The sequence below is a fragment of the Brevibacillus brevis NBRC 100599 genome (assembly GCF_000010165.1).
GTDB classification, from domain to species: Bacteria; Bacillota; Bacilli; order Brevibacillales; family Brevibacillaceae; genus Brevibacillus; species Brevibacillus brevis_D.
The window spans coordinates 6,002,796-6,015,578 of the sequence record NC_012491.1 but is presented as its reverse complement, the minus strand read 5'-3'; the positions used below and the strand labels follow the sequence as shown (position 1 = coordinate 6,015,578).

General features: G+C 48.0%; 10 protein-coding genes. All 10 read left to right on the top strand.

From position 1 onward, the window contains the following. Window positions 1-161: 161 nt before the first annotated feature. The 10 genes from BBR47_RS28425 (at window position 162) to fumC (ending at window position 12,783) form a co-directional block, all read left to right on the top strand. The gene (locus tag BBR47_RS28425) at window positions 162-1,235 is read left to right on the top strand and encodes an ABC transporter substrate-binding protein (RefSeq protein WP_015893852.1); all 1,074 of its coding nucleotides are present in this window, start codon (window positions 162-164) and stop codon (window positions 1,233-1,235) included. A 105-nt stretch (window positions 1,236-1,340) separates the two neighbouring features. Continuing rightward, window positions 1,341-2,270: a nucleoside hydrolase gene (locus tag BBR47_RS28420; RefSeq protein WP_015893851.1), complete on the top strand. Its 930-nt coding sequence runs from the start codon at window positions 1,341-1,343 to the stop codon at window positions 2,268-2,270. Window positions 2,271-2,296: 26 nt separating this feature from the next. Continuing rightward, window positions 2,297-3,118, top strand: coding sequence for an ABC transporter permease (locus BBR47_RS28415; RefSeq protein WP_015893850.1), 822 nt, complete (start codon window positions 2,297-2,299; stop codon window positions 3,116-3,118). 5 nt (window positions 3,119-3,123) lie between these two features. After that, window positions 3,124-3,912, top strand: a complete 789-nt coding sequence (locus tag BBR47_RS28410) for an ABC transporter permease (protein ID WP_015893849.1) — start codon at window positions 3,124-3,126, stop codon at window positions 3,910-3,912. Between the two features lie 15 nt (window positions 3,913-3,927). Further along, window positions 3,928-4,989: an ABC transporter ATP-binding protein gene (locus tag BBR47_RS28405; protein WP_015893848.1), complete on the top strand. Its 1,062-nt coding sequence runs from the start codon at window positions 3,928-3,930 to the stop codon at window positions 4,987-4,989. A gap of 18 nt (window positions 4,990-5,007) precedes the next feature. Further along, window positions 5,008-6,717, top strand: coding sequence for an adenine deaminase (locus tag BBR47_RS28400; protein WP_015893847.1), 1,710 nt, complete (start codon window positions 5,008-5,010; stop codon window positions 6,715-6,717). 234 nt (window positions 6,718-6,951) lie between these two features. Then, on the top strand, window positions 6,952-8,436 hold the full coding sequence (locus tag BBR47_RS28395; protein WP_015893846.1) for a lytic polysaccharide monooxygenase: 1,485 nt from the start codon (window positions 6,952-6,954) through the stop codon (window positions 8,434-8,436). 136 nt (window positions 8,437-8,572) lie between these two features. After that, window positions 8,573-9,928: an MATE family efflux transporter gene (locus tag BBR47_RS28390; protein WP_015893845.1), complete on the top strand. Its 1,356-nt coding sequence runs from the start codon at window positions 8,573-8,575 to the stop codon at window positions 9,926-9,928. A gap of 155 nt (window positions 9,929-10,083) precedes the next feature. After that, window positions 10,084-10,779: an MgtC/SapB family protein gene (locus BBR47_RS28385; RefSeq protein ID WP_015893844.1), complete on the top strand. Its 696-nt coding sequence runs from the start codon at window positions 10,084-10,086 to the stop codon at window positions 10,777-10,779. Window positions 10,780-11,394: 615 nt separating this feature from the next. Then, entirely contained in the window at window positions 11,395-12,783 is a 1,389-nt protein-coding gene (gene fumC, locus BBR47_RS28380) for a class II fumarate hydratase (protein WP_015893842.1), read from the top strand.

Below are 12,783 nucleotides of genomic sequence, written 5' to 3'. Positions count from 1 at the left end.
AGGGGAGACCGTAGACTTTGCGTAAAAACGGGTGTCACTTCTCTTTGTTTACGAAGAAAAGTGCTCTTGTTTAGAATGATACGTTCTAATCAAGGGTACTTTTCTTTTTATTGTATCACCATATTTTGTCATCAAATGAACCCAACTGGAGGAGAATTACGATGAAGAAATTACTTGCTGGAATCCTGTCTTTTTCTATGATGTCACTGGCACTCGCTGGCTGTGGCAGCAATGATCAACCAAAAGCGGGGGGAGCTGGCGGCGAAGCCAAGGGCGAGCCACAAAAGCTGGTCATCTCCACATGGGGCTTCTCCGAAGACTTTTTCCGGAAAGAAGTATATGAGCCGTTTGAAAAAGAACATAACGTAAAAATCGTGCTGGAAATCGGGAACAACGCAGAGCGTCTGAACAAGGTCCGCCAAGGAAGCTCCGATGTAGACTTGATCTACCTCTCTGACTACTATGCACAGCAAGGGATTGAGAGTGGCGCATTTGAAAAAATCGACCGCAGCCGCATCCCGAACCTGGATCAAATCTACGACATCGCCAAAGCACCACTGGGCGAGGAGTACGGTCCAGCTTACACGATTGGCCAATTCGGGATTGCCTACAATCCAAAGCTCGTAAAAACTGAGATCAAGGATTGGAAAGATCTGTGGAATCCAGAGCTGACAGGCAAGCTGACACTGCCAAGCATTACGTCCACAACTGGCCCGATGGTTCTCGACAGTGCTTCTGCGGTTGCGGGCAGCAAGGAATTTAACGAGGATCAAGCCTTCGCGAAAATGAAAGAAGTCAACAAAAATGTCGTGAAGTTCTACGATAAGACCTCCGAATACGTGAACATGTTTGGACAAGAAGAAATCGGCGTAGGACCAATCATGGAAATGTACTTCAAAGACATCAAAGCTGCTGTTCCAGAAGCTGTTTTCGTACAACCTGCAAGCGGTGGATATGCGGTTATGAATACGGTTAACATCGTAAAAGGCTCGAAAAACAAAGCACTCGCAGAAGACTTCATCAACTATCAACTGAGCAAAGAAGTTCAGGAGAAAACAGCAAAAGCGAAAATCGATTCCCCTGTAAACAAGACCGTTCAACTGACAGAAGAAGAAGCAAAAGGTGTAACGTACGGGGAAGAAACCGTAAGCAAGCTGAAAATGCTGGACATGAAATTCGTAAACGAGCACTCCAAAGCATGGATTGACCGTTGGAATCGTGAAATCACGCAATAACGCAATAACGAACGATAGAAAAACAATGGGCGAGGGTATAGACAATTCGGATATACCCTCGTTTTCAACGTATAGGAATTTATATGAAAGTGAGGAGGACCACTTGTGAAAAAGATCATTCTTGACGTCGATACGGGCATTGACGATGCGCTTGGCATTATTCTCGCTGTGAAAAGCGGGCAATTCGATCTAGTTGGTATTACTACGGTGAATGGCAACGTGTCGCTGCGAAAAGCCACGGAAAACACGTGCAAAATTCTTGATTTCCTGCAAGTCGGCGAGCAAATCCCTGTCATCTGTGGAGCGTCTAAACCGTTATTGCGGCCGTTGTTTTTCGAGCATGCCGTACATGGTGAGGATGGTTTGGGCGGTGCCCTTGCCGGAGTTCCGATTTACAAGGAACCGACTGCTGGCTTTGCCCCTGATTTCATCGTGGAAAACGTACTCGCTCATTCTGGAGAAATTACGCTCGTCATGACGGGGCCGCTGACCAATTTGGCTTTGGCGGTGAAAAAATATCCGGAGCTTGTTCAACACGTCAAGGAAGTTATTTTCATGGGTGGAGTGGTCCGCGAGCATGGCAATGTGACGCCAGTTGCGGAGTACAACATGTACGTCGATCCAGAGGCAGCGAAGGTCGTATTTCATGCCGGATTCCCGCAATTGACGATGGTTGGTCTGGATGTAACGCGAAGAGTGCTACTGAATGAGGAGCATATTCGCGGGCTAGGAGATACCCCGATGGGCGAGTACGTGAGACAGAGTACGTCTGATTACCTTCATCGCTATTTTCAGCGAAATGGCATCTATGCGTGCGCTATGCATGATCCGTTGGCTGTCGCGGTCGCACTCGATCCGAAGCTGGTGAAGACGCAGAAACTGTATGTAGATATCGAAACGAGAAGTGAGCTGTGTGATGGGCAAACGGTTTGCGACTTTCAAAACCGCCTGAAAAAAGAACCGAACATAAACGTCTGTCTGGACGTAGATGCAGATGCGTTCTTTGCGCGTTTTCTCGGCGCATTGAAAGCCTGACGATACCGTGAACAGGAGTTAATCAGATGAGAAAAACGGGTCTTTATTTATTGTTGTTGCCGGGTGTGCTTTTTTTGACGTTGTTCATGGTCATTCCGATCGTGATGACGATTGCGTCCACCTTTTATCAAGAGGGTAGCTTTACGATCCAAGGCTATCTCCAATTTCTTACCGATGCGTACTTCCTGAAAATTATGCTGACAACGTTGCAGGTCAGTCTGGTCACGACGATTGCGTGTGTTCTGATCGGTTTTCCTGCCGCGTACTACATTTCCAAGCTCGGCCCACGCAAAAAAGGCATCCTGCTGGCATTGGCTATTTTTCCTTTGCTGACCAGCTCTGTCGTGCGGTCGTTCTCTTGGATGATTATTCTCGGAAAAAAGGGCTTATTGAACAGCTCGCTGCTTGCAATCGGGCTCATCGATAAGCCGTTGGAAATATTGTATACGCCGACTGCGATGATGATTGGTTTGATTCATCTGTTCCTGCCGCTGATCATTATTACGCTGGTAGGGGTGATGGAAAACATCGACCCAGACTTGCTGAAGGCGGCGGAAAGCTTGGGTGCTTCCAAGTTGACTGCCTTCTGGAAAGTCATTGTGCCGCTTAGTGTACCGGGACTCATCATCGGTAGCATTCTCGTGTTTGTCGGAAGCTTGACCGCCTACACCACGCCTGCCCTGCTAGGTGGAAAACAGCGGGTCATCTCCACGTTCCTGTATCAAAATGCGATTACGCTGAATGACTGGCATTTGGCATCCGTCATTGCCACGATCATGATTGTCATTACATTTGTCGTCATCTATTTCATGAACAAGCTGGCGACGAAATTAAATCCGAAGGGGTAGAAGCTATGCAGGAGAAAAATCGCGGGTTGGCCCTGTTTACCTCTCTCGTCTTTCTGTTTTTGCTAGGGCCGCTCATTATCATTTCTTTTACGTCGTTTGAGCCGGGGAGTGTCTTGAAGTTTCCGCCGGAGGGTTTTTCCTTGCGGTGGTACGAAAACATTTTCGATGTAGAAATGTTCATGACGACGTTTAAGACGTCGATGTTCGTTTCCTTGCTGGGCAATCTCTTGGCGCTCTTGTTGGGGATTCCGGCAGCCTATGCGCTCAGTCGCTTTGATTTTCGCGGCAAAGGCATCTTGAATGGCGTTTTCATCTCACCTGTCCTGATTCCGGGTATCGTGATGGGCTTTGCCATGCTGAAATATGTCATTGTTGTATATAATTTGCCGATTTATGCGGGACTTCTCGTCGGTCATACGGTGCTGATGCTTCCGTTTATCATTCGCGTCATTGCATCTTCCTTGTCCAACTTTGACTTCGCCATTGAAGAAGCGGCGTTAAGCCTTGGGGCAGGTCGCCTCGAAACCTTTTTCAAAGTCGTCTTGCCGAATATTCGCTCCGGGATTATTGCTGCGATTCTGATCGCTTTTCTGGAGTCTTTCAACAACGTAGATATCTCTGTTTTCATGACGGGACCAGGGGTAAGCACGCTGCCGATCCAGATGCTGACGTACGTAGAAAACAACTTCGATCCGACGATCGCCGCGATTTCCGTGCTGCTCATGATTTTTACGGCTATTCTCATGTTCATCATTGAACGTCTGATGGGGCTTTCCTACTTTACAAAACGATAACGGAGGCATCAACTCATGGCATTGCTCACGCTGGAAAACGTATCGGTTGCCTATGACAATCAATATATTTTGCAAAACTTCAATCTCAATATCGAAAAAGGACAGCTTATCTCTTTGCTCGGTCCGAGCGGTTGCGGAAAGACGACGACGCTGCGTCTGATTGCGGGTTTTCTGGAAGCAAAAGATGGACGATTCATGTTTGAAGGAAAAGATTATACGCGCGTTCCGGTCAACAAGCGCAACTTCGGGTTTGTGTTTCAGAGCTATGCACTGTTTCCGCACCTTTCTGTTTTCGATAACGTGGCGTTCGGTTTGCGCCTACGCAAGGTCAATGAAACAGAGGTAAAGACCCGGGTGCAGCAAATCCTCGAAGTAGTGAGCCTCGGCGGCTACGAAAAGCGTTTCCCGAAAGAGCTGTCTGGTGGTCAAAGACAGCGCGTGGCAATTGCGCGTGCATTGGTGATTCAGCCTGACCTGCTGCTGTTCGATGAGCCGCTCAGTAACCTCGATGCCAACCTGCGGATCAACATGCGTGTAGAAATCCGTCGCATTCAGCAGGAGTTGGGAATTACGACTGTGTATGTATCGCATGACCAGGAGGAGTGCTTCTCCATTTCTGATCAGGTGGCGATTATGAACAAGGGTGTGATCGAGCAGCTTGACGATCCAGCCACAATTTTCAAATATCCGAAGACCGAGTTTATCGCTCGCTTTATTGGTTTTACCAACTTCATCGATTTCGCAGAGCGCAACGAGCAGAACGGAGAAATTGGCTTGCGTGTCGGTGACCATCATTTTACCGCGTCCAAAAATCCGGGTACGGCGAATCCGTCCGGCAAAAAATGCGCAATGCGACCAGATGACCTTCTCGTGACGACAGAAGAGAGCACCGAGCCGGGAATGAACCGTTTGCGTGGGACGGTAAAGGTGAGCACGTTTTTGGGACGCAGCTATCAATATGTCGTGGAAACAGAGTTGGGCGACTTCACGGTCAATCAAGAGATGGAGACGCCGTACAAGACTGGCCTAAACGTCAATCTGTTGTTTCCAAAAGACAAAGTGGTGCTCGTGGACTAAAGACAGGAGGTTATTATCGTGAAGGTCGATTTGTTGATTCAAGACGTCCAAGTGTTTAACAGCTATTTTAAAAAGTTCATCAAAGGAAACGTCGCTGTTTTGGATGAACGATTCTTCTATATTGGTGAGCGCAGTACAGAAACATTTGAAGCTGCCGAGATCGTGGACGGACAAGGCCGCTACATGATTCCTGGTCTGGTCGATATTCACTTGCATATTGAGAGCACGATGGTGACGCCGGAGACGTTTTCCTTTGGCTTGATTCAAAACGGAGTGACGACGATCGTACCGGAGCCGCATGAGATGGCCAATGTTTTCGGAATCGAAGGGATCAAAGAAATGATTCGTGCGAGCCGTGATTGTGTCGTTGATATGCTGTACGCGATCCCGAGCTCTGTACCAGCTACCTCGATGGAAACGACAGGTGGGTCTGTCGAGATTGCAGACATGGACGAGCTCTTGCGTTCCGAAGAGATCATTTGCCTCGGCGAAATCATGAACTACGTAGACATCATCAAGGACCCTGACTGCAAGACCAATCGCATCCTGGAGCATATCCGCAAGACGTATCCAAAGCTCGTCATCGAGGGGCATGTCCCGAAATTGCTTGATTTGGACCTGCATCGTGTCATTTATGCGGGGGTGGATTCCGATCATACGCATCAGACGCGTGAGGGTATGGAAGCGAGAATTGCAGCGGGCATGTTTCTGGAGATTCAAGAAAAATCGATGACGGATGAAGTCATGGACTATTTGATCAAAGAAGATGTTTCCGAGCATTTTTGCTTTGTGACGGATGATGTGATGACAGATTCCTTGGTCAATCGCGGACATTTGAACCATATCGTGAAAAAAGCCATTCAAATGGGCATGCAGCCAGAACGCGCGATCTACGCAAGTACTTTTACCCCTGCCAGACGTATGAACATGACGGATCGAGGGGCGATTGCTCCCGGCAAAATTGCGGACTTCCTGCTGGTTTCTGATCTGCATGAACTCAAGATCGAGCGCGTCTACAAAAAGGGGAAGAAAGCTTACGACGTCAAGGAAGAGTACCGACAAGTAGTCAAAGAGAAGCAGTTTCCTGCACATTTTTATGAGAGCATCAAGCTATCGCCACTTACAGAGCAAGACTTCCGCGTCACAGTAGATGTGCCGGACAATCGCTATCCATGTCGGGTCATGCTCGTTCAAAACGGTTCTACATTTACTGAGGATCACCGTGGGATCGCTGAGGTACGGGAAGGGCAACTCTTGTGGGAGGAGAGCCCGTACGGCTTGATTGCCGTCTTTGAACGCTATGGTATAAACGGCAATCGAGGTTACGGCTTGATCAGCGGCGATACGATCAAGCGAGGTGCGGTAGCCACCAGCTACTCGCATGACAACCACAATCTCTTGGTTGTCGGCCATAATCCGCACGATATGATGGTCGCAGCCAATGAAGTCATCCGCAACCAGGGCGGCTTTTACGTGGTAGAGGATGGCAAAGTGATCGCGAGCCTTCATTTACCGGTCGGAGGTATTTTGACAGAGGAACCATTGGAAAAGACGGCAAAGGAAGTCGAACAGCTTCGCCGTGCCATGGAGTCGCTCGGTTACAATCATTACAACCCGATCATGTCGATCAGCACGCATTCCTTACCAGTCAGTCCAGCCTTGAAGCTAACGGATATGGGGTTGATCGATGTAAATGACGGGAAAATAGTTCCGTTGCTCTTGATGTAATAAAAGTTGCTTGCTGAAAATTATTTTCGGCAGGCAATTTTTTTTGATCAAAAAGTCCCGAATGAAGCATATAAATTTTCATGCATAGGTATACATTCCTGAATAATCTCCTATTTCCTTACTGGAATTAGGGTATTTGGCAGGTTTTGGTTTAGGTATTCAGAATCTGTAATACTGGAAAAGTTTTCTGTAACATGGTATTCGATCCTAATCCAGAAAAGAGGAGATAAATAAATGGATAACGTAGGGTTGAGAAACAATCTGTTCAGTAAAGGGCTGTCGCTTTTATTCATGCTGGCAATGATGCTGGTGGCGGGCGCAGCTACTCTCGTGTTCGCTGAGAAAGCCTCGGCTCACGGGTACATCGAATCGCCAGCGAGTCGTTCTTACTTGTGTAAGACGGGGCAAAACAAAGGCTGCGGTCAAATCCAGTGGGAACCGCAAAGCGTAGAGGGTATTGGCGGGTTTCCGCTATCTGGTCCTGCCGATGGTGAATTTACCGGTGGAGGCCGCTATCCTGAGCTTTATGCACAAACAGCAGATCGCTGGACCAAGGTTACCTTGCAGGGTGGACAAAATGCGTTTACTTGGAATCTGACAGCCCCGCATAGTACAGCGGAGTGGAAATATTACATCACGAAAAAAGGCTGGAATCCTAACAAGCCGCTTGCCCGAGCGGATTTGGAACTGTTCTGCTCGTTCCAGGACGGAGGGAAAAGACCGCCATTCACGTTAACGCAAACGTGCAATGTACCGACAGATCGTAGCGGTTACCACATTATTTTGGCTGTTTGGGAAATTGCTGATACAGGCATGGCTTTTTACCAGGCCATCGATGTGAATCTGATTAATCCTGGAACAGGTATCGTAGAAAAGCCTACCGTTCCAGACAATGTGACTTCCGTATCACAAACAGCTACAAGCATTGACCTTAGCTGGACAAAATCCGTCGCATCTGAGGGAATCAAACAATACGATGTGTATCGCGATGGCAAATTCATCGCATCAACGAGAGAAACAGCTTACATCGACAAAGATTTGACGCCTGCTACGGCTTACAGCTATACCATTGTGGCAGTCGATGGCAAAGGGAAAGAGTCTAATGCGAGCAAAGCACTTACCGTTCGCACAAAAGCTGAAGATATCGTGGATACAGAAGCACCGACGGCACCAGCAGGAATCATGACTCACCATCCAACAGAGACAGAAATCGACCTCATGTGGAGTCCTTCTCGTGACAATGTGGGTGTGGTGAAATACGAAATTTACCGTGATGGCTCCCACGTAGGAACAGTTGAGAAGCCTTCCTTTGTCGATAAAGGATTAACGGCGGGAACATCTTATACGTATACGATCAAGGCAGTTGATGCAGCGGGAAATATTTCCGAAGAGAGCGCGCCTTTTGCTGCAAGCACAAAGGAGAAAAAGCCTGAAATACCAGGTGAAATCGCTGAGTGGGATTCCTCTGCTGTGTATGTACAGGGCAACCGCGTCTTGTATGAGGGACTGGAATACGTAGCAAAATGGTGGGTAACTGGTGAAAAGCCAGACCGTTCCGATGCGTGGAAGCTGGTAAGCGATGTCGTACTGTCGTGGGATTCCAGCAAAGCGTATGATGGTGGAGCGGAAGTGAACTACGAAGACAAGATTTATAAGGCAAAGTGGTGGACCAAGGGCGAAGAGCCAGGGAAAGCCGATGTATGGAAGCTGGCTGAATAATGTAATAAAGCCCGGGTGAACTGCCTGGGCTTTTGTTTGTCTAAGTGCAGTCACTATTTTGCCGATTCCTACTTGTTTTGCTATACTTATAATTTGAACGATAAGCCCATCTTATAAGGTTAGAAGGAAATGAAAAATGAATGAAACCTATTCGCTAAAAGAAAAATGGCGACAGTTTTTGGCTGTTTTGCTTCCGATCTTGATCTCACAACTTGCGCTGTTTTCGATGACGTTCGCCGATACCATCATGTCTGGACACGCCAGTCCGACAGATTTGGCGGGGGTAGCGATTGGGGCTAGTCTATGGACACCTGTTCAAGCGGGCTTGACGGGGATTCTGATGGCTGTCATGCCGATGGTTGCACAGATGGTTGGTGCAAGGAAACAAGATCAGGTGTCTTACACGGTTATGCAAGCCTTGTATTTGAGTGTGGGGATTGCGGTTGGTGTCATCATCGTCGGTGGTTTGGTGCTCGATCCGATCCTGAACTGGATGCAATTGGAGTCACAGGTGCGTACGATTGCTCGCGGCTTCCTGCATGCCATCGCTCTTGGAATTATTCCGATGTTTCTTTATACGGTGCTCCGTTGCTTTATCGATGCATTAGGACAAACACGGGTAACGATGTTCATTACCCTGCTTTCGTTGCCGATTAATGTCTTGTTGAACTACGCTCTTATCTTTGGTAACTTCGGATTGCCTCGACTGGGTGGAATCGGTGCCGGGCTTGCATCTGGCATCACATACTGGTGTATTTTGCTGATTACTCTATTTGTCGTGAATCGCGTGCACCCATTCGTTGAGTTCGGTTTGTTTTCCAAATTTCATCGCATCTCGATGAAAGCATGGAAAGAGCTGCTGAAGCTAGGGCTTCCTATCGGATTTTCGATCTTCTGCGAGGTTAGCATTTTTGCGGCCGTCACTTTGTTCATGAGTGAATACAGCACGATAACGATTGCTGCGCATCAGGCAGCGATGAACTTCGCATCCTTCCTGTACATGGTGCCATTGAGCATATCCATGGCGTTGACGATTGTCGTCGGCTTTGAGGTAGGAGCCAAGAGGTTCCAGGACGCGAAGCAGTACAGTTATTTGGGTATAGGCATCGCTGTTGTTATCGCCCTTTTGTTCGGAATCAGCTTGCTGATATTTAGCGAGCAGGTGGCTGGTTTTTACACGACCGACATCGAGGTGTTGGAGCTTGCCCAGCATTTCTTGATGTACTCGATCCTTTTCCTGATCTCTGATGCCATCGCGGCCCCTATTCAAGGGGTACTGCGCGGGTACAAGGATGTGACCATTACCTTTATCGTTGCGCTGATATCTTATTGGGTGATTGGCTTGCCTTTGGGATACATTCTGGCGAAATTCACTTCGCTTGCCGCATTCGGATACTGGATTGGTCTGATTACGGGATTGGCTGCCGGTGCCATCTTCCTTTTTGGACGTCTGCTGTCGTTACAGAAACGCATGATTCGCAGCCATTCATAAGGAAACAGATAAGCGGAAAATCCTTGGAGTGGGGGTTTTCCGCTTTTTGCATGAAGAATGAAAGCCCCGTTTACACTAAGTAAAAGACCAGATATACTTCTTATCATAGGCGATGGAAGATAACCTGACATCAATGCAGATGGGGGGAGAGACTCATGTCACTCTCGGTATTCACGACGTATGATTTTTTGCTAAAACTAGGAGTTGCATTATTTCTAGGCTTGATGATTGGTATGGATCGGCAACTCAAGCACAAGCCACTGGGTGTAAAAACCAGCATGGTTATTTCGGTTGCGAGCTGTCTCATTACGATTGTCTCGATTGAATCCGTTCATCGGTTCTCCTTGCCCGGACACACGAATATGGACCCGCTGCGCTTGGCTGCTCAAATTGTGAGCGGTGTAGGTTTCCTTGGGGCTGGTGTTATTCTACGCCGGAGTAATGATGTTATTTCAGGTTTGACCACAGCATCGATGGTCTGGGCGGCTTCTGGACTTGGGATTGCAGTAGGTGCAGGATTTTATTTTGAGGCGGTAACCGCGACGATCCTCATTATTTTGGCGATTAATTTGTTCCCGGTCATCCTTCGCTTGGTTGGTCCAGAATCACTCAGACAAAGAGATTTGTCGATCAAGATTGTGGTCGAAGGCGGGGGCAATTTGGATTTGGTGTTCAAGCAGATTAAGCACCTTGAACTGCAAGTGAAGCGGGTGAAGGTCAAAGACTTGGACAATAGTCTGCAAAAGCTGGAAATGATGATTACAGCGTCGGAAAATACGTATACAACGGACATTTACAGCCTGTTGAAGGCTGTCGATCATGTCATTTCGGTAGAAGTAGAAAGCAGATAATATGGAATACTAGAAGACGGGGGCTAATGTAGCTTTCGTCTTTTTCATTTCATTATTCAAGTGGCTGTCGTGAAGGAAGAAGCGCATTTCCAGTCTACGCTTCGGCCTCCGCCCTGCTGAGGGTGAAGACTGTCCGCTTCGGAAAAAATGGCGGGAGCGCTTCAAACGTAGATGGTTCGAAGAAGGATTCCATGAGTGAAGCTGAAATTCCCCGCCATTTTTTCCTACGCTGAGTAGGGCTCCAGAGGCGCTTGGACTGGAAATGCGCTTCTTCTACGTAGCTTTTTGGTTACTTCTTGAAAGGAAGTTCATGAAGTCTCTTTGAATCGCTTACCAAACGTTGTAAAAGCTCCTACTACACATAAGCTGTACGAAAGCACTGTCACATGTCTGGAAGGAGACCGCCCGAACGAAGAGAGGATACAGGCGACTGGAAGACATGTGGCAGGGCTTCCCCCGACCCCAACCGTTTGAGGACAGCATTCTCTTTCATTTTTCCCAAAAAAGCACTTCACCCCTTGATAACAAGAATGAAAATCATTATCATTTTGGTGAAGAAGAACTGCTTTATCCTTTTTTACATAAGAAAACGCTTGATAACGAGGAGGATGCGAGATGGAATTCAGAATTGAAAAGGATACGATTGGAGAAATCAAGGTCCCGGCGGATAAGCTGTGGGGCGCCCAAACACAACGTAGCTTCCAAAACTTTGAAATCGGCGAAGAAAAAATGCCACTTCCACTGATTCGCATGTTTGCCATTCTGAAAAAAAGCGCTGCGCTGGCGAATCAAAAGCTGGGCAAACTCGATAATGAAAAGGCAGAAGCGATTGTGGCGGCAGCAGATGAAGTGATCCAAGGAAAATGGGATGAGCATTTCCCACTGGTAGTCTGGCAAACGGGCAGCGGCACGCAATCCAACATGAACGTCAATGAGGTCATTGCTCATCGCGCAAACCAATTGCTCGAAGCGAAAGGCAGCTCGGCACGCATTCACGCCAACGATGATGTGAATAAATCGCAGAGCTCCAATGATACATTCCCGACAGCGATGCACATGGCTGGACTGGTCGCTATCGAGGAGCAAGTACTGCCTGCACTCCAGTTGTTAAAGGCAACATTGAAAGAAAAAAGCGAAGCCTATATGGATATCATCAAAATCGGTCGCACGCATTTGCAGGACGCGACTCCGCTGACGCTGGGCCAAGAATTCAGTGGTTGGGTACGCATGCTGGAAAAATCCGAAAAGATGATTAAAGAGAGCAAGGAGTACCTTCGTGAGCTAGCGATTGGCGGCACGGCAGTAGGAACAGGAATCAATGCGCATCCGCGCTTCGGTGAAATGGTCGCGGCAGAAATCAGCACAGAAACCAAGCACCAATTCGTAACAGCGGAAAACAAGTTTCACGCGCTGACCAGCCATGACGAGCTCGTTCATGTACATGGTGCCCTCAAAGCACTGGCTGCGGATCTGATGAAAATCGCCAATGACGTGAGATGGCTGGCGAGCGGCCCACGTTGCGGAATCGGTGAACTTATCATTCCAGCAAACGAGCCAGGCAGCTCCATCATGCCAGGTAAGGTGAATCCGACCCAAAGCGAAGCGATGACGATGGTCGTATGCCAAGTGATGGGCAACGATGCTGCGATTGGCTTTGCTGCAAGTCAGGGGAACTTCGAGCTAAATGTGTTTAAGCCAGTGATCATCTACAATTTCCTGCAATCCGCAAGACTGTTGGCAGACGTGATGAAGTCCTTCAACGACAATTGCGCAGTAGGCATCGAGCCTGATCTGACAGTGATCAAAGAAAATCTGAACAACTCGCTGATGCTGGTGACGGCGCTGAACCCGCATATCGGTTATGAAAATGCGGCAGCAGTTGCGAAGCTGGCACACAAAGAAGGCATCACACTCAAGGAAGCAGCAATCAAGAGCAATTTGCTGACCGAAGAGCAATTCGATCAAGTCGTGCGCCCTGAACAAATGATTCATCCAAAAGAATAG

Excerpts from the sequence above, each read along its gene's own strand:
- BBR47_RS28425 (WP_015893852.1), top strand. The coding sequence starts at position 162 with ATGAAGAAATTACTTGCTGGAATCCTGTCTTTTTCTATGATGTCACTG.
- fumC (WP_015893842.1), top strand. The coding sequence starts at position 11,395 with ATGGAATTCAGAATTGAAAAGGATACGATTGGAGAAATCAAGGTCCCG.
- BBR47_RS28410 (WP_015893849.1), top strand. The coding sequence starts at position 3,124 with ATGCAGGAGAAAAATCGCGGGTTGGCCCTGTTTACCTCTCTCGTCTTT.
- BBR47_RS28390 (WP_015893845.1), top strand. The coding sequence starts at position 8,573 with ATGAATGAAACCTATTCGCTAAAAGAAAAATGGCGACAGTTTTTGGCT.
- BBR47_RS28385 (WP_015893844.1), top strand. The coding sequence starts at position 10,084 with ATGTCACTCTCGGTATTCACGACGTATGATTTTTTGCTAAAACTAGGA.
- BBR47_RS28415 (WP_015893850.1), top strand. The coding sequence starts at position 2,297 with ATGAGAAAAACGGGTCTTTATTTATTGTTGTTGCCGGGTGTGCTTTTT.
- BBR47_RS28395 (WP_015893846.1), top strand. The coding sequence starts at position 6,952 with ATGGATAACGTAGGGTTGAGAAACAATCTGTTCAGTAAAGGGCTGTCG.
- BBR47_RS28405 (WP_015893848.1), top strand. The coding sequence starts at position 3,928 with ATGGCATTGCTCACGCTGGAAAACGTATCGGTTGCCTATGACAATCAA.